Source organism: Alteromonas sp. W12 (genome assembly GCF_001924945.1).
Classification (GTDB): Bacteria; Pseudomonadota; Gammaproteobacteria; order Enterobacterales; family Alteromonadaceae; genus Alteromonas; species Alteromonas macleodii.
The window spans coordinates 1,140,324-1,158,116 of record NZ_LQXH01000001.1; the positions used below are offsets into that span (position 1 = coordinate 1,140,324).

The window sequence follows — 17,793 nt, forward strand, 5'->3', positions numbered from 1 at the left end:
ATTCAATGCGTATTGACCATTTTTTTGAAAATACGGGGGTTAATCCAGCGCTTTGTTAATACGCAATAGGGTTATCTTTATTTGCTCTGCAGCAGCATTGGTAATCTCTTGCTTTGTGGTATTGGGTAGCCTAGCTTGTAATGCTTCTAACATAGTCTGCGCAGAAAGACCGGTGGCACAAATAATAAAGATAAACCCGTGCTTGTCTAAATAGGCGTGATTGGCTTCTTTTAACTGGTGTAAAACGGCTTCGGACGCGCTGGCTGTACCCGACTGCTCGCCCGCAGCAATGGCTTTAGTATTTGCAAACTTTTTGCGCAACGAATCAACGTCACCAATCATGGGGTGTGCCGTAAAAGCTTCAAGGTAGTCGTCATCACAGCATTTGGCCCACGCGCTCTTCGCTTGATTAACAAGTGCGTCCTTGTCGTTGTAGGGGCGTGCTTTTACCATTTGATAAATCCAGGTTTTCGCCGCGCAGCATTGCTCAAACCAAGAAGACGCCTCTTCAGCGCTTAGCGTATTTAATTCTTTAAGTGTCACTGGTGGTGTCCTTTTCTTTGTGAAAAGCTGTAACGGGTTTCTCACTGTATTTGTTACTGTTGCCTGCCGTTACTTCTTTTACATGAAGACGCTCGATAATTTGCGCAGATATAGAAACGGCAACTTCAATTGGTTGCTTGCCAGGGATATCTCGGTTACCTATTGGCGTAAATAGCCTTGCCAGCGCGTTGTCGTCAAACCCACGTTGAGTCAGCTTGGTAATAAAGCGCTTTGCTTTGGTGTCTGAACCAATTAACCCAACAAAGGGGAGGGAAGGTTGCTTTAACGCCTGCTCTGTAATGCGATAATCCAATTGATGATCGTGGGTGAGTATAATCAGCCAACTGTTCTCATCAAGGTGTCTAACTTCGCTCTCTGGTGTTTCTTCCACGACTTTGTGCACGTTGGCTGGCAAAGACGATGGAAACAGTTCCTCGCGACTGTCTATCCACGAGATGCGTACAGGCAATTGAGCCAAAATAGGCACCAGTGCTTTTGCAACATGGCCTGCACCAAAAATGGCGATGTGCTGCTGATGAACGTTACACACGTCAAATAGCACCTTTACCGCGCCGCCGCAGCACTGTCCTAAAGAACTGCTTAACGGGTAGCTGTGAAGTTCAGTGCATGCTTCGCCTTTTGCAAGGTACTTTCGTGCGCGGGCAATGGCATCAAACTCAAGGTGCCCTCCGCCAATGGTATCGATGCTCTGTGAAGCGGTAACTACCATTTTACTCCCAGGTTCACGAGGTGTAGAGCCTGCAGTGCCAACCACAGTCACAAGCACATAGCCTTCATTACGCGCTTGGCATTCGGCTATTCCCTCATACCAGTTTGTTGCACGAAATGATTGGGGCGCGCGAGATGACTTTGCTGCAGTGAGTGTCATAAAACACCGCCTCGACTGGAAGAATGCTGCATAGCACTTACTGCATTTAACACCCGTTCTGGTGTGGCTGGTGTATCTAGTTGCGGATCAACTGTGTAGCCAGATAGGCTAGATATGGCGTCTTTAAGGGCGCACCACACTGAAATAGCCAGCATAAATGGTGGCTCGCCAACCGCTTTTGAGTGGTAAATGCTGTCTTCAGCGTTCTTTCTACCAAACAGCTTCACATTAAACTCTTTTGGCGTATCGCCAATAGCTGGAATTTTATAGGTCGCCATATTTTCACTTATCAGCTTACCCGCTTCATTCCATTTAAGGTCTTCTGTGGTAAGCCAACCCAGACCTTGAATAAACGCGCCTTCTATTTGGCCAATATCAATGGCAGGGTTAAGGCTGTTGCCAACATCGTGGAGTACGTTAACTTTATCTACCGTATATTCACCGGTAAGTGTATCGACAGAGACTTCGCTCATTGAGACGCCATAGGCAAAATAGAAAAACGGACGGCCTTCACCGGTGTCGCGGTTATACTGTAATTTTGGGGTTTTGTAGAAACCGCTTGAAGACAAGGATACACGAGCAAAATACGCTTGCTGCACAAGCTCGGTAAAGGTAATTTTGTGCTCATCCAATACCACGTGCTCATTAATGAATAGCACGTCGCCAGCGCGGTCCTCTAGACCTAAGCTTTTGGCAAAGCACTCGGCCAAACGGGCTTTTAGCGTAATACACGCATTTTGTACGGCTTTTCCGTTTAAGTCAGTGCCGCTTGAAGCAGCTGTTGGTGAAGTGTTAGGTACTTTGTCAGTGCGTGTGGCAGTGACTTCAATCATATCCAAATCTAGTCCAAATTCATTGGCTGCAATTTGGCCTATTTTGGTGTGAAGCCCTTGGCCCATTTCAGTACCACCATGGTTCACCTGAATACTGCCATCAGTATAAATGTGCACTAAAGCGCCAGCTTGGTTTAAATGCTTCGCGGTAAATGAAATGCCAAACTTAACAGGCGTTAGCGCTAAACCTTTCTTAATCACCGGGCTTTCGCGGTTAAACGCTGCAATAGCTTCACGGCGCTGCCAATACTGAGCGGTTTCTTCTAGCTCGGCAATCATATCGGGCAGAAGGTTATGTTCTACCTTCATTCCGTAGGGGGTAAAACTACCTGTCGTGGGGCCGTATAAATTACGTTTTCTTACCGATAGGGGGTCGCTGCCAATAGCACGGGCAATTTTATCAATCATGGCTTCAGCCATAATCATACCTTGCGGTCCGCCAAAACCTCGATAAGCGGTGTGCGATACCATATTGGTTTGCAATCTGTGGCCAACAATGTCGCTATCACCTAAGAAATAACCGTTGTCCGCATGGAACATAGCTCTATCGACAATGGCGTCAGATAAATCAGGCGAGTGCCCACAAATACCATTGATTGTCATGCGGGTGGCTTCAATTTTACCTGTCTCGTCAAAGGCCACGTCGAACTCGTTTTCGAACGGGTGACGTTTGCCAGTAACATGCATATCGGTGAAGCGTGGTAAGCGAAGCTTAACCGCACATTGATTGCGCGATGCCAGTAAAGCCGCTATACAGGCCCATTGCGCGGCTTGCGTTTCTTTTCCGCCAAAGCCGCCGCCCATACGTCGCATGTCTACCATTACACTGTGCAATTTTACATCTAGCACTTCGGCAACGAGTTTTTGTACCTCACTGGGATGTTGACTAGACGTATAGATTTTCATGCGATCTTCTTCATCAGGGATCGCAAGGCTCACTTGTCCTTCTAAGTACATATGTTCCTGTCCACCAATACTAAGCGTGCCATGTGCTTGGTGGATCGCTTTTTCAAATGTACTTTCAACGCGGTCAGTGTGTTGGCCAAACCGATGTAGGGGACGCACAAACGTTTGCTGCTGGTGGGCAGCTTCGGCACTAAGTATAGGTTTGGCTTCACTCACCTCTACTTTCCCTTTTAGCGCAGCTTGTCGGGCAAGGTTTATCGAAGTGGCAAGTACTGCAAATACAGGCTGACCGAAGAATTTGATTTCGCCATTAGCAAGTAACGGATCGCCTTCGAATACAGGTCCAATATCTTTATGGCCAGGCACGTCGTCAATCGTAACCACATCTACAACGCCTTCACTTTGGCGAACAGCGTCAAGATTTATCGAGTTAATCGTACCTTTTGCGCATTGGCTTACACCAACTGCAGCATAAAGAGTGTCTTGAGGTTCAATAACATCGTCAACATAGTTGGCGCTGCCCTGTACTTGGCGTGTTGCGCTCTCGTGCTTTTTAGATACGTGAACGACACTTTGCTTGTCGTTTTGTTGCAGTGGATTAGGGGCATCAATTAACTTACGCATGCTGCACCACCCGTGTTTCAATTTGGTTTGCTGTTTGGTTCTCTAACCAGAAGCGATGCCACAGGTTAGCTAAAACAGTTTTACGGTATTGGGCTGTAGCGCGCACATCATCGATAGGTGAAAATGCATCGAATAAGACTTGTTTGCCCAACGTTAAACATTCGTTGCTAGCGAACTGCTTACCTTTCAAAACGTTTTCTAACGCATTGCAGGTTGACGGAACTGCTGCTACACCACCAAAGCCACTGCTAATGGCTTCTACCTTGCCGTTGTCGAGTGTGACATTAAATACGGCGCATACTGCAGAAATATCATCTTCAAATCGTTTCGATATCTTATATGCAGCTAATGCTTGATTGGGCTGTTTCAATGGTATTTCTATTGCACTTATCCATTCATCTTTCGCCAGCATGGTCTCGCGATAGCCTGTGAAGAATGTGCTAATTGGGATCATACGAACGCTCTCGCCGTTATCTAAATGCAGTATGGCATTCAACGCGAGTAGTAACGGTGGCATATCACCAATAGGGGAAGCGTTAGCCACGTTACCGCCAATGGTAGCCTGATTGCGGATAGGCAACGAGGCAAATCGGGTAACAAGCTCAGCCACTTGCGGAAATGCATTTAGTAATAAAGGTGCCGCATCATTTAGCGGTACAGCTGCACCAAGAATAAGAGAATGCTCGCTTTTGGTGCATTGTTTTAGTGCATCAATATGCGTCACACTGATAAGCGTTTCTACATCTTTTAGCTGTTGCGTGAACTGAAGGCTTAAATCCGTGCTGCCAGCGACTAGCTGTGCAGTTGGATGCGCTTGAATCAGAGTCTTCAGTTCTTCGCGAGACGTTGGCGTATGGATATTGCCCGTACCAGTGGGTTTCTCACCAGATAATGACAGCAATGTAGAAAGGGTGGCAGCTTGGCGTGCAGTGAATTGATCATCAGGTGTTTGTTCGCACACCGCCATCGTAGCATCGATAATAGGGCGGTAGCCTGTACAGCGACACAAGTTGCCTGATAAGGCGTGCAGCACATCGTCGCGATTTGGTTTTGAATTGCTGTGATATAAGGCAAACATCGACATGATAAAACCAGGTGTGCAAAAGCCACACTGAGAACCATGGTGATCAACTAACGCCTGCTGTACGGGGTGTAAGTGTTTACCATCGTTCAAATGCTCAACAAATAAAAGCTGCTTCCCATGAACTGCACTCATTAGCGTGATGCAGCTATTCACTGTTCGATAATTAAGTTCTGCAGCGCTATTTGAAGAGGCTGGTTCCACAAGTACTACGGTACATGCACCGCAGTCTCCTGCTGCACAGCCTTCTTTTGTGCCTGTTTTTTTGCGATGTTCGCGAATAAATTGTAGAAGGGTGAGGTCGGCCCGCGCTTCATTTAATTCAACGACATCGTTATTTATTAGAAAGCGAATCATACTCACACCTTCTTGTTCTATTCATTCTTGTATTCATTAATATAGCTGTATTTTTTCAATAAAAGTAGACCATTTGGTCAATTTATTGCTTATAAAAAAAGGCCGAGTTCTAAAAGGCCATGATTTTGCGCAAATTTGATTGGAAAAAAAGAAGTGATACCTTTCTATTTTTCTTTTGCTAAGCACTACGTCGATTTGTTAATAAAGATTAAGGCAAGATTCGTGCAAGGTTTTGAACTATTCGCGTAATTCGTGTTTTAGTATGGTTAACACTCCCTGCATAGGGTATGTATGATCTATAAGAGCATAGCAACTCGTCGGCAATAAATGCTAACCTATCGAAAAGGCATGCAGCATTTATACTGCCCGTGCGCTTGCAAAGTAGATTGCAAAGGAATTTTAATAATAATGATGAAGGTAAAAAGTGCTGACGCTGGCGTTGGCGCTATGAACAGAAGAAAAATACTCCAAGCCGCTGAAAAATGTTTTGCACAGTTTGGCTTCAAAGGCACAGCAGTACAAAAAATTGCTGATGAAGCAGGACTTCCTAAGACTAACGTTTTGTATTATTTCAAAACAAAACAAGAGCTCTACGTAGCGGTACTAGAAGAAACCCTCTCGCTGTGGAACTCACGTTTTGATAAAGCCACAGTAGAAGACGACCCAGCCGAGGTACTCGCCAATTATATCGCCGAGAAAATGGAAGTGTCGCGAACGCATCCAATGGCCTCTAAGATCTTTGCGATGGAAATTATCAATGGTGCACAAAACTTAAGTGGCTACTTTGATGAAGAGCATGCGCTTTGGATGAAAGGGCGACTTGCGGTTATTGATGGATGGGTAAAGGCCGGCAAACTGCCACCTGTTGAAGGTGAATACTTGCTTTACACAATCTGGGCGAGTACCCAGCACTATGCTGACTTCTCTGCGCAAATAACCCGTCTACGCGGTAAAAAGATGACAAAATCAGATTTTGAAGACGCTACAAAACAAGTGGTAAAACTCGTGCTCGGTGGCTGTGGGTTATCTGTGCCAGAAAACTTCGAGGTGTAGCATGACAGAGTCTGTTTACCCTCGTGATCTGGTTGGTTACGGTCAACATGTACCTCACGCTAAGTGGCCGGGCGACGCAAAAATCGCGATTCAGTTCGTATTAAATTACGAGGAAGGTGGCGAAAATTGCGTGCTTCATGGTGACGAGGCGTCGGAAATATTCCTATCGGAAATTATCGGCGCACAAGCGTATAAAGATCGCCACCTCAGCATGGAGTCTATTTACGAATACGGCAGTCGTGCAGGGTTTTGGCGTTTACACCGTTTGCTTAATAAATACGACATTCCTGTTACTGTGTTTGGCGTCACTATGGCTATGCAACGACACCCTGACGCCGTAAAAGCCATGATGGATTCAGGTTGGGAAATCGCCAGCCACGCCATGCGCTGGGTGCATTATCAAGACATGGACGAAGAGCAAGAGCGTAAACAAATTGATGAGGCGATTATTCTTCATGAGCAGTTAACGGGCAGTAAACCTGTAGGTTGGTATACAGGAAGAACGAGTCCGAATACGCTGAAGTTGATTGCAGAGCGCGACGATATCTTATATTGCGCCGATTCATATGCTGACGACTTACCTTACTACGACTGCCATTACAGCAAGCCGTTATTAATGGTGCCGTACACATTAGACACCAATGATATGCGCTTTGCCACGCCTCAGGGCTTCAACAGTGGGGAACAGTTTTTCACCTACTTAAAAGATGCGTTTGACGTGTTGTATGAAGAAGGAGAAGAAGCGCCTAAGATGCTATCTATCGGCCTTCATAATCGCATAATAGGACGGCCCGCTCGACTCGCCGCACTTAAGCGCTTTATCGAGTACGTTAAATCTCATGATAAAGTATGGCTAGCGACACGAGAGCAAATTGCCCGTCACTGGTTGGAGCTTCATCCTAAAGATGGTGGTGACAAGCCGCGTACGTAGCGTTTACAGTACGCCTACTATATTTGAAGTACAGTAAAGTGAAGAGACGAAAGTGAAACAAATGGAGCGCTATCGCCTTCACTTAATAAAGGACAAAACCATGAAAACAAAACTAGCCATTATTGCCCTTGGGGCGCTAGCGCTGACAGCATGCTCAAAGCTGACTAAAGAAAACTACGATAAATTAGAAATGGGTATGTCTCAGGACGAAGTTGAAGCAATTCTGGGTTCAGCTGACAACTGCGGAAAAACAATGGGTACCATGGCATGTACATGGGGCAATGAAGACAGTAAGCACGTTAAAATTGTATTTATGGGTGATAAAGCCGTTACTTTCACTTACGATGGATTGAAGTAAACGTATATCTTTTTCACTTGCTTAGTTTAATAAGAAAGGTGGCGTTGAAAGCCACCTTTTTTGTATCTAAAGCGTTAACTTACAGGCACGCAATAAGCGCCGTTGAATTATTTTAAATCCAATAAGTATCGTAATAAGAAAACAATCGCCAGTGCATAAGTGAGCGGTGTTACTTCTTTAAATTTTCCCGTACCTACCTTAATGCCAACATAAGTAATAAAACCAAGGGCAATGCCTTCGCTAATACTGAATGTGAGCGGCATGGCGATAAGTGCAACAGAAGCAGTGGCTAACGCACCTAAGTCGTCGAAATCAACCTGTCGAATCGATTCCATCATTAAAATACCTACCATCAATAGCGCTGGCGTAGTGGCCATTAGCGGGATAACTTTCATTAGCGGTGTTAAAAATAGCGAGAGTAAGAAGCAGACAGAAACCACTACTGCGGTAAGCCCGGTTCTGCCGCCCGCCGATACGCCCGTAGCGGACTCCACATAGCTAGTTACTGGAGATGTACCCACTAATGCGCCAGCAATACTCGCTGATGCATCGGCTGTCATTGCTGAGCCAATTTTCGGTAGCTTGCCTTCGGGAGTAAGTAGATTGGCTTTTCGAGATACGCCGATTAAGGTGCCAATGGTATCGAACATGTTCACAAACATAAGTGCGAAAATGAGGTCCCACGTTTCAGCAAGGTGATCGATTGGGTACCAAAAGTCCATTGCCATAAAGGTGTTTGAAATAGATTCTGGCATGCCAACTACAGCAGAAGGCGTTGCAGTTAAGGTACCGTTTTCAGTGGGGATAAAAGCACCAATTAAGGTGAGTGTTACGATAGAGATTAAGATAGCGCCAGTAACGCGTTTCACCATAAGAACGATAGTAAAGATAATGCCGATGAGCGCTAACATTACTGCTGGCTCAGAAAGGTCGCCAAGCTGTACGAAGGTTGCAGGATTATCAACAATCAGCCCCGCATTTTTAAGGCCGATAAAGGCAATGAACAAACCTATGCCACACTGCACGCCGATTTTGAGAGAAGGAGGTATAGACTCGGCTATTTTGGTTCGAACTCCGGTGAGAGAAAGGAGTAAAAAGAGAATGCCGTTCCAGAAAACAATACCAAGCGCTGCTTCCCATGGAATTTCACGACCAAGACAAATGGTAAACGCGAAAAAGGCGTTCAAGCCCATACCTGGTGCCAACGCAATAGGGTAGTTAGTCATTAGCGCCATCATTAAAGTGCCAATACACGCCGCTATTGCTGTCACTGTAATTAGGCCCTCTACGGGCATGCCACTTAACCCAAGAATACCTGGGTTCACCACGAGTATATAAGACATGGCTGCGAACGTAGTAAGTCCTGCAATGATCTCTGTTCTTACTGTTGTTCCGTGTTCCTGCAGCTTAAATAGCCGTTCGATTACGTTGTTGGACATCAAGAGTTCTCTGTTAGTATTTCATTGTGTGTTTTGTGCGTTGAAAGCAATAAACTGACCAATTAGTCAACTTGTTGGTGTGTTTTGTGCTAACTTACTTTTCAGTACAATGATTAATTAATCATTGCGTGACTCAAGGTCACTAGCCAGGCAGCACAAAGCCAGCCAAACGGTTAGTAATCAACATAGATGAAGTCAAAAAAACCGCAAACAAAACCTAAATGAGCAATAGAACTCGTTTACAGATAGCATTAAAGATAAACTATTACGCACCAATTAAATGCCATTGCATTGTTGTGGTGCAAATAAGTGAGGGGCCATGTCGCTGTCATCAATAATTAAAAACATTCCAAAGGCCGAACTGCATCTGCATATAGAAGGTAGCTTAACGCCTGAACTTATGTGGCGCCTAGCTGAAAAGCACAGTGTATCACTTCCTTATGCTAGCGTGGAAGAGATAGAAGCGGCGTATAACTTTGAAGATCTACAAAGCTTCCTTGACTTATATTATGCAGGGGCGGGCGTGCTTCGCGATGAGGATGATTTCTTTGCTTTAATGTGGGAATACTTAACGCGGTGTCATGAGGACAATATCGTCCACACAGAAATTATGTTTGATCCGCAAACCCATACAGAGCGTGACATAGGTTTCGATATTTTCATGCCAGGCTTTTTGAAGGCGATGGAAAAAGCAAAAGATGAATACGGTATCAGTAGCTATTTAATCATGTCTTTTCTTCGCCATTTGCCTGAAGATGCTGCTTTCGATACGCTTTCTGCAGCAGAGCCCTACTACGAGCACATTACGGCGGTAGGGTTAGACAGTTCCGAACTTGGGCATCCCCCATCAAAGTTCGAACGTGTTTTCAAAAAAGCCAAAGCGCTGGGATTTAAAATTGTCGCCCATGCTGGAGAAGAAGGACCGGCATCTTACATTTGGGAAGCCATCGAGCTATTGGACGTTGATCGTATTGATCACGGTGTGCGCTGCCAAGAAGACGAGGCGCTTATGGATCTCTTGAAAGAAAGACAAATTCCACTCACTGTTTGTCCGTTAAGTAACCTCAAGCTGTGTGTGATAAATGATATGAAAGACCACAATATTGTCCAGCTTCTTGATGCTGGGCTTCTGGTCACGGTTAACTCTGATGATCCTACGTATTTTGGTGGCTTCCTAAATGACAATTTTGAAGCGTTGCACCAGTCTCTGGGTATTGACGAAAAAACAATTCGTACGTTGGTAGCAAATAGCTTTAAGGCAAGTTTTTTGCCGCAGGAGCAGAAAAACCAGCTTGTTGAAAAGGTTCTTTCAGCCTAGGGCCTGTTGACTTTTGGTGTACGAATTTTGGTCTAAATGGAAGCCTTTTAATCGCGAAACAGTCCTGCAAGCCTAGCGGGCTAAGTTAAAGGACTGTGACAAAGAGTAAAAGGCTTCCATAACGACCCCTTCGGGCAGCGCCTTTGTGCCATCTATACTGCGTTGAATGTTCTCGATTTAGAACCACTAAACCGTCAAACATTCGCCTTGTCTAGATGGCACACAGACCGCTGCAAAAATGTACAACAAAGGTCAACAGGCCCTAGCAAGGCGAGGAGTGGAAGATAGTCGAGTTAGCTTCTGGCGATTAATGCGAGAAGCTAATGTGATTTTACGATTGCATGACTGCAATAGTTTGCTTAATCAAATTGTCTAATTCTGTGATGTCTTGAACGATTTCGCTTAAATCGTCTTGCTTGGCTTTGTTTTCAATAGATGATGCCTTTTCCCGAATGGCATCGGCACCTACATCGCCCGACACACCTTTCATAGCATGACTGTTGAATCTAACAGCTTCAACATCCAATGCGGTCGCTGCACTTTTAAGTGCTTGTTGTTTTTGTTCTATTTGCGCGAGGAACATTTCAACAATACGGTTCAATAACCCCTCATTTCCACCCAGCCTGCTTATTGCGGCATCGCGGTTCCATAATTGTTCTCGAGTGGGCGTATCGTTTGAGTTAGATGTGTCCATATGTGCCACCGTAATTGAAGCGTTAAGCCAGTGTACAATAAATGTTCTAAACAAAAAACAGCAAGTTCAGCCGCTTAGCATAGTGCGGTTCATAAACCGGCAAAACCTAGACTAAAGACTAATTTTTTTTTAAGTATCTCGGGCGATACTTATTCTGATATTTGTTACATGGTGTGGAATTTCTCATGGATAATGAGACACAGAAAGTAGTCATCATTGACGATGAACCAACAACACTCTTGTTATTAGAAAGTGCAGTAGAATCTCTAGCAAAGGTTGTTACGGTCTCGCAAAGCGCGAATGCGTTTTCGGTGATAAAAGCACAACTTCCTGATTTGGTTGTTCTAGATATAAGCATGCCTGAGCTATCTGGCTTTGAGGTCTGCAAGCAGTTAAAAGCGTGTCCAGAAACGGCAGCTATTCCAGTAATCTTTGTCACTTCCCATAGCGATCCAGAAAATGAACATGTGGCATTGTCGTTAGGTGCCATAGACTTTATATCCAAGCCCATTGATATTGGGTTGTGCCAGATGCGAGTTAGAAATCATCTCACTATTCAGGACCAAAAAACGAAGCTTGCTCGTGTTAATCACGAATTAGAAGCAGAGAAAAAGCAGCTTGCTATTACTCTCAAATCTATAGCTGACGGCGTTATTTCAATTAACGCAGCAGGGGATGTAACGTTTATTAACCCGGTAGCGCAAAGGTTAACCGGTTATAGTGAAACGGAAGCCCTTGGCAAACCTATCGATGAGGTTATGAATTTAAGAGATGCCTCGACAAATGAGCGTCTTTTAAACCCCGCTCTTTACGCACTAGAAGTGATGCGTCCGGTAGCTATGTCTTATAACGCCACGCTGGTAAGCCGACACAATCAAGTATTCAGGGTAGAAGATACAGCGTCACCGATTATTGATGAGGATGGCCAGCTTTCTGGCGCGGTTATCGTTTTCCAAGATGTGTCAGAAGCCATTGAAATGGCAGTGAAGATGACACATTTAACCAATCATGATCAGCTCACGGGCTTGCCAAACCGAGTTCTGCTGCACGATAGAGTTGTTCAGGCTATCACTCGTTGTTTTACCTCTAAGCAAAGCATAGCGTTACTGTTAATCGATATCGACAATTTCAAGTACCTCAATGACAGCCTGGGGCATCAAGTCGGCGACTATATTATTGCGTCTATTGCAAAGCGCCTTGCAAAGGTTGTTGGAGAAAGCGCTACGCTCGCCCGCGTGGGTGGCGATGAGTTTGCCTGCTTACTTACTGAAATTGGTTCGGGCTACAGTGCAGACAGTATTGCTATGGCGTGTTTGCAGGCGGGCAGAGAGCCCATTGATATAGACGGTAAGGCCCATCAACTTAGCTTAAGCATTGGAATTAGCCTTTATCCCCAAGATGCTGTTAATGCGGAAGAGATGATGCGCCATGCAGACTCAGCCATGTACCGCTCTAAATCAAAAGGCAAAGACACTTTCAGTTTCTTTTCAAAAGACCTGCAGCATGCCATGCATCATCGTGTGGAGATGGAGATAAAGCTTAGAAATGCTATCGAGAACGACAGTCTCGCCATTTACCTACAGCCAAAATATAACTTTGACGATAGCGCAGTATTAAGTGCGGAAAGCTTAGTCAGAATGTTCGACGAAAATGGAAAAGTTATTGGACCCGATGAATTTATCCCGCTGGCAGAAGAGACTGGGCTAATACATCAGTTAGGTAAGCAAGTGTTGCAAAAAAGCTGTGAGTTTGTCGCTAGATGCAACGAATTGGGGCAAGACTTCAAAGTGGCGGTCAACGTAGCTGCTAAACAGCTTTCAAACCCAGGCTTCGCAAAAGAAGTTGCTGAAATTATCAACGAAGCGGGTATCGCTGCGTCGTCTATAGAGTTGGAGGTAACAGAATCAGCCCTAATGCATGACTTTGAGCAAACCCGAGATATCCTGAACGACTTGGCTTCATTGGGCGTTACTATTGCGTTGGATGATTTTGGTACGGGCTATTCAAGTCTCTCTTATTTGCGTCAGTTTCCATTGAATGTGCTTAAGATAGATCGCTCTTTCGTTATTGATATGGATAAAGAACAGCAGGCACATGACATCGTAACGGCAATAGTGCATTTAGCATTAAGCTTAGAGTTAACCATTGTTGCCGAAGGGATAGAGACCCAATCTCATTTTGCCGCGCTCAAAGCACTTGGATGTCACTTAGGGCAGGGGTATTTTATGTGTCGCCCTATGGGGATGGCGGATTTCTTCACAAAGTTCATCGATGATTGCCAAGTTGCGTGAGGTTCACTAGACGGCGTGCAGAACGCTATCGATAGACCTTCTTTATAACCTTGTCTTTCGAACCATACCTACTTGGAAGCAAACTAGCTGACTTTTCGATACAAATTTGGATGTAAGGTGTTAGACTTGCGTAAAGCGTTGTTATTACTTTGATATTGTAAAAGCAGAAACAACGGAAGCGAGAATGGTCACCTTGGTGTAGTAATAATAAAAGTACCCGATGAATCGAAAAGAAATAAAACCCTACGCAGAGTGTAACGTACTTATTGTGGACGATGAGCCGATGAGTCGTATGCTGCTTGAATCCATCCTAGAGTCGGTGTTTACCTGTGCTACAGCCGAGTCAGGAGAAGAAGCCATATCCTACTGCGAGGCAAACCTTCCTGACCTAGTCCTGCTTGACATGAACATGCCAGACATTAGTGGGTTAGATGTTTGTACCGCTTTAAAAGCCTCGCCTGAAACGAATCATATCCCCGTCATTTTCGTTACATCTACAATGGATATTGAGAGTGAAAATGCGTGCTGGGAAGTAGGGGCGTCAGACTTTGTCATGAAACCGGTTAACGCTTCTACGTTAACGCATCGCATCAAAACACATCTGCAAAATAAGCTTCGCACCGAATTCCTTGAAATGATGACATTTCACGATCAGCTAACGGGTTTGTACAATCGTATGTACTTAACCAACGAAATTCCGTTACTCATTAAACAAGTTGCGAGAGACAAAGGTACGGTTGGAGCAATAATGATCGACATCGATTATTTTAAGCTTTTCAACGATACGTACGGGCATCTCGAAGGCGATATTTGTCTTCAAAAAGTGGCGCAAATTGTATCGGACACGGTTAAACGGCCGAAAGATGCCGTTATTCGCTTTGGCGGCGAAGAGTTTTTAGTCGTCCTCCCCTATATCGACCATCAGGGCACAAAGCTAGTGGCACATCAGCTTGTTGAGGCTATCGCCAATGCAAGAATTCCACATGGTAAAGGGATAGAAAATCGCGTATCAATAAGTGCAGGCTTTGCAGTTTGGAAAGCTACGGATGTGGTTGAAGACGATGTGGCTGCGCTTATAGAAGACGCTGACATTTCACTGTTTGAAGCAAAAGAATTAGGGCGAAACCAAGCCAAGGGCTGAGGCCACCGCCCAATATCCCATCATAAAAATAGAATTTCTAGCCTATTGTTTAATATCCCGTATTCAAATCCCAAGCTATCATTATAAATGCGGGGCCGCTGTGCACGAATCGAGCAAGGCGGCAAGAATCTTGTGGTCTTTACGCTTGGGTAGCGAACCATGGTTTATTTTGACGAACAATCGAGTTTGAATGTGAAACTGGAACACCAGTTGAAGGCATCGCTAACCAGTTTGGTACAGCGAGGCTGCGATTCGTTTGGCGTGTTTCAAGGTTTACTTTTACAGCTGGACGAAGAGACAGTTAATATATTGGTTAAAGCTTCGTCGGCGTATGCACCCAACTTTAAGTCGGTCCCTTCTTTCTCTACCTGTGTGCCTGTAGACAACTGTTTCCCTGTAAACAGCGCTAAGTGTTCTACTGCATTTAAACAATGGTTTTCTACTTATTTTAATGCCGAAAAATACATTCGAGGCCGTGTTCATACCCTAGATGGAAGCCAAGTCTGCTTAGTCTTTATTAATGCGTGCCCGGAACAGTCGGTAAACCTCGACAAGCTGTCGCTGTTAGACGATTGCCTGAGCGTGATGTTGGATAAGTTTCATCTCGAAAAAGCAGAGACCAATCAAAACACGTTGTACGAAAAGTTACAAAGTGTAGCGAACATAGGCACATGGGAAGTTGATTTGACCACTAATGCACTTAGCTGGTCTTCACAAACTCGGCTTATTCACGAAGTCTCAGAAGACTTTGTACCCACATTAGAAACAGCTATCAACTTCTACAAAGAGGGGTTTGATAGAGATGAGATAAACCGCATTGTCTCCCACACGGTCGCTACGGGTGAACCGTGGAGTGCAACGCTTGAACTTGTCTCCGCCAAAGGTAATTCGGTTTGGATAGAAACCCACGGCATGGCTGAGATGAAGCACGGAAAGTGTATTCGTTTGTTTGGGACTTGCCAAAACGTAAACAAGTCGGTGCAACTTAGACTCGAATTGGATGAGAGAAGAAGAGAAGCCGAAGCTGCGTCTAAAGAACGTGGCATGTTGTTATCCCGCATAAGCCACGAATTAAAGACGCCGCTTAATGGCATTACCGGCATGCTGCAGGCGCTCAAGTTCGAAAATAAAGAAAATGTGCGAATGCGCAAAGCGGATGTGGCGCTTCATAGCGCAGACCGCTTATTGTCTCTTATAAACGATGTTTTGGATTACACCTCCATCATTAACGGCGAATTCTCACTAAAATATAGCGATTTTTGTGCGCGTTCGTTAATTGAGGATATCCTAGATGTATTTAAAACAAAATGTGCAGAGAAAGGCGTAAGGCTTTACGCGGTGCTGTCTTTTGACGAAAACACTTATGTTCACGGAGATGCCGCCCGAATCAGTCAAGTCATTACAAATTTACTATCGAACGCGGTTAAATTTACGCCGAAAGGGTATATTTCGGTGCAAGTTACGTTAAAGCACCAAGGCGATGTGCCTATCTTACTTGCGTCAATTGAAGACACTGGTGTGGGCATGAGTGATGAAATATTGTCACGTATTTTTAGACCATTTCAAAACGACACCGCCAGTGCCTCTGAAGAGTTAAATGGAAACGGTTTAGGGTTGTCTATCGTCAATCAACTTGTTGGCAAAATGGATGGCGAGCTTGAAGTGCGGTCAAGCGCAGGGAAAGGCTCCTGTTTCGATATTGCTATACCTGTAGAAATGGCAGTTTTAGATAAAGAAAAGCAGAGTGACGTTGTCCTCTCTTCAGACTTGCTTAGCGTTCCTCTTAACGTTTTGGTTGTTGATGACAACGATATAAACCGTTTCGTGCTTGCATCCATGCTAGAGAAGTTTAATTACCTTCCAGATGAAGCCGAAAATGGCGAAATAGCCGTTCAAATGGCCCGAGCTAAAAAATACGACATTATATTTATGGATTGCGCTATGCCAGTGCTCGATGGGGTAAGTGCGACTAAGATTATTGTCCAAGAAAACTTATTGCCCAAGCACGGCCGTATTGTGGCTGTAACGGCAAATACTACACCTGAAGATAAAACTAATTGTAGCAATGCGGGCATGGCCGATTTTCTTGCCAAGCCCGTGGTACAAAATGACGTTACCCTTCAGGTGCGCCATGCACTAAATGCTAAATCAGTGACAGCGTAGAGGTTAAAGTGCGTTTATTCCGCTGAAGGGGGCGTATCTTTTACGGTTTCCCAATGCGTTACAATATAGTCTGTAACCTGCGAACCGACATTATAGGCGGCTTCTATAGCGGCTCCCATTGCTGCATATCCATCGCCAGAACTCTCTAACTTTAGGTTCTCCGCAGCGCTCAACGATGGTGGCTGCATGGTAAAATTGCTCGCCGTTCTAAGAATAAGTAAGCGATCTTTGTTGACTAACCCTGCATTGTCCAAGTAGCTCAAGCTTTGAAGTGTTGCTGAGTCTTCCATGCCCGAGGTAACAAAATTTCCTTTGCCCTGCGTCCAGTATGCCACCCAATCGTTTGCCCACGTATTTAGTTTTTCGCCATGCCAAAAGGTAGAAGCAGATAAATGCGCACCCATAGATATATTGGGAAGTGCCCTCGCATTAGCTGAGTTGGTGTACTTGGCTCTCAATGCATCCATCGCTTCGTTGTTTAAAAGCTTGGTGTCTTTTGTCAACGAATAGGCCCACTTTGCTAACGGTAAGTTCAGCGCGTACACCTCGCCATTTGGGCTGTTGTTTACGTCTACAGCGTCAGCGTTTTCAAAAGGCGCATGAGTAAAGAGGGGGAAATAACCCGTACTCCACTGAGACGGAATTTCTCTAGCGTCAATTTGATGTGCTAGGTCGCCATCGACTACGTAATCGGTCCAAATTGCACTTCCAATGGTGTTATCCGCTGGGTCGACTCCCGCGATCCCTGCGACCAACCAATAGGCTTGGGATAAATCAAAGCGAGGATCAAGACCTAGTGCCATTATTGCTGCTGAAGCGCGCGCAATGCCCATTCCCGTAACCATACCGATTACACCTGTATCAGGATTGGCGTAAATATCGTGAAAGCCATGAGGCAAAGGGTATTGGGTTGTGAGTTTCTGGCGAGCCTTCCACAATTGAAATTCACCAGGCGCGTCGCCTTCGTCGTTGCCAATTTCGAACATACTTACCACAACAACCTTCACTTTCATTGGCGGCTTAGCGTCATTGGCTTTAACACTGGCAGAATAACTACTGCTACAGAAACCCAAAAACATAGCCAATATAAATAAAGCGTTGAAAAAAGCAGACCGTTTTTGTTTAAGCAGTGGATAAAAAGAAAGGTGCATTTAGTACTCCTAAAAAAGAGC

14 protein-coding genes are annotated in these 17,793 nt (G+C 44.9%); 7 read left to right on the top strand and 7 right to left on the bottom strand.

The window, feature by feature from the left end; genetic code table 11:
- Positions 1 to 39: 39 nt before the first annotated feature.
- The 4 genes from uraD to xdhA are packed head-to-tail and all read right to left on the bottom strand — an operon-like array spanning position 40 to position 5,233.
- A complete protein-coding gene (gene uraD, locus AWH61_RS04855) occupies positions 40 to 543 on the bottom strand; it encodes a 2-oxo-4-hydroxy-4-carboxy-5-ureidoimidazoline decarboxylase (RefSeq protein WP_075176330.1) in 504 nt (167 codons plus the stop codon).
- A complete protein-coding gene (xdhC, locus tag AWH61_RS04860; protein ID WP_075176331.1) occupies positions 533 to 1,432 on the bottom strand; it encodes a xanthine dehydrogenase accessory protein XdhC in 900 nt (299 codons plus the stop codon). Before xdhC ends, uraD begins: the two co-directional genes overlap by 11 nt.
- Positions 1,429 to 3,795, bottom strand: a complete 2,367-nt coding sequence (xdhB, locus tag AWH61_RS04865) for a xanthine dehydrogenase molybdopterin binding subunit (protein ID WP_075176332.1) — start codon at positions 3,793 to 3,795, stop codon at positions 1,429 to 1,431. The genes xdhC and xdhB overlap by 4 nt, the downstream gene beginning before the upstream one ends.
- Positions 3,788 to 5,233 (bottom strand): xanthine dehydrogenase small subunit, encoded by a 1,446-nt coding sequence (xdhA, locus tag AWH61_RS04870; RefSeq protein ID WP_075176333.1) that lies wholly within the window; start codon positions 5,231 to 5,233, stop codon positions 3,788 to 3,790. Before xdhA ends, xdhB begins: the two co-directional genes overlap by 8 nt.
- A gap of 408 nt (positions 5,234 to 5,641) precedes the next feature.
- On the opposite strand from xdhA, the gene AWH61_RS04875 reads away from it, so the two are divergent.
- The 3 genes from AWH61_RS04875 to AWH61_RS04885 all read left to right on the top strand — a co-directional run bounded on the left by AWH61_RS04875 (position 5,642) and on the right by AWH61_RS04885 (position 7,575).
- Positions 5,642 to 6,286 (top strand): TetR/AcrR family transcriptional regulator, encoded by a 645-nt coding sequence (locus AWH61_RS04875; RefSeq protein WP_075176334.1) that lies wholly within the window; start codon positions 5,642 to 5,644, stop codon positions 6,284 to 6,286.
- 1 nt (position 6,287) lies between these two features.
- Positions 6,288 to 7,217, top strand: a complete 930-nt coding sequence (gene puuE, locus AWH61_RS04880; RefSeq protein ID WP_075176335.1) for an allantoinase PuuE — start codon at positions 6,288 to 6,290, stop codon at positions 7,215 to 7,217.
- Positions 7,218 to 7,317: 100 nt separating this feature from the next.
- Positions 7,318 to 7,575, top strand: a complete 258-nt coding sequence (locus AWH61_RS04885) for a hypothetical protein (RefSeq protein ID WP_014949075.1) — start codon at positions 7,318 to 7,320, stop codon at positions 7,573 to 7,575.
- Between the two features lie 107 nt (positions 7,576 to 7,682).
- Here the strand turns inward: AWH61_RS04885 and AWH61_RS04890 are convergent, their stop codons facing one another.
- Positions 7,683 to 9,014 (bottom strand): NCS2 family permease, encoded by a 1,332-nt coding sequence (locus AWH61_RS04890; RefSeq protein ID WP_014949076.1) that lies wholly within the window; start codon positions 9,012 to 9,014, stop codon positions 7,683 to 7,685.
- A 319-nt stretch (positions 9,015 to 9,333) separates the two neighbouring features.
- Between AWH61_RS04890 and AWH61_RS04895 the strand changes: the two genes are divergently transcribed.
- A complete protein-coding gene (locus AWH61_RS04895) occupies positions 9,334 to 10,332 on the top strand; it encodes an adenosine deaminase (protein ID WP_014976199.1) in 999 nt (332 codons plus the stop codon).
- Between the two features lie 331 nt (positions 10,333 to 10,663).
- Here the strand turns inward: AWH61_RS04895 and AWH61_RS04900 are convergent, their stop codons facing one another.
- Complete coding sequence (locus AWH61_RS04900; protein ID WP_014949078.1) at positions 10,664 to 11,026, bottom strand: Hpt domain-containing protein; 363 nt, start codon at positions 11,024 to 11,026, stop codon at positions 10,664 to 10,666.
- A 185-nt stretch (positions 11,027 to 11,211) separates the two neighbouring features.
- On the opposite strand from AWH61_RS04900, the gene AWH61_RS04905 reads away from it, so the two are divergent.
- From AWH61_RS04905 to AWH61_RS04915, 3 genes are all read left to right on the top strand, one after another.
- Complete coding sequence (locus AWH61_RS04905) at positions 11,212 to 13,317, top strand: two-component system response regulator (RefSeq protein ID WP_075176336.1); 2,106 nt, start codon at positions 11,212 to 11,214, stop codon at positions 13,315 to 13,317.
- A gap of 220 nt (positions 13,318 to 13,537) precedes the next feature.
- Positions 13,538 to 14,458: a diguanylate cyclase gene (locus tag AWH61_RS04910; protein ID WP_075176337.1), complete on the top strand. Its 921-nt coding sequence runs from the start codon at positions 13,538 to 13,540 to the stop codon at positions 14,456 to 14,458.
- A 159-nt stretch (positions 14,459 to 14,617) separates the two neighbouring features.
- Positions 14,618 to 16,621 (top strand): PAS domain-containing hybrid sensor histidine kinase/response regulator, encoded by a 2,004-nt coding sequence (locus AWH61_RS04915; RefSeq protein WP_075176338.1) that lies wholly within the window; start codon positions 14,618 to 14,620, stop codon positions 16,619 to 16,621.
- Between the two features lie 14 nt (positions 16,622 to 16,635).
- On the opposite strand, the gene AWH61_RS04920 is transcribed toward AWH61_RS04915, so the two are convergent.
- The gene (locus tag AWH61_RS04920) at positions 16,636 to 17,772 is read right to left on the bottom strand and encodes a purine nucleoside permease (protein ID WP_075176339.1); all 1,137 of its coding nucleotides are present in this window, start codon (positions 17,770 to 17,772) and stop codon (positions 16,636 to 16,638) included.
- Positions 17,773 to 17,793 lie beyond the last annotated feature (21 nt).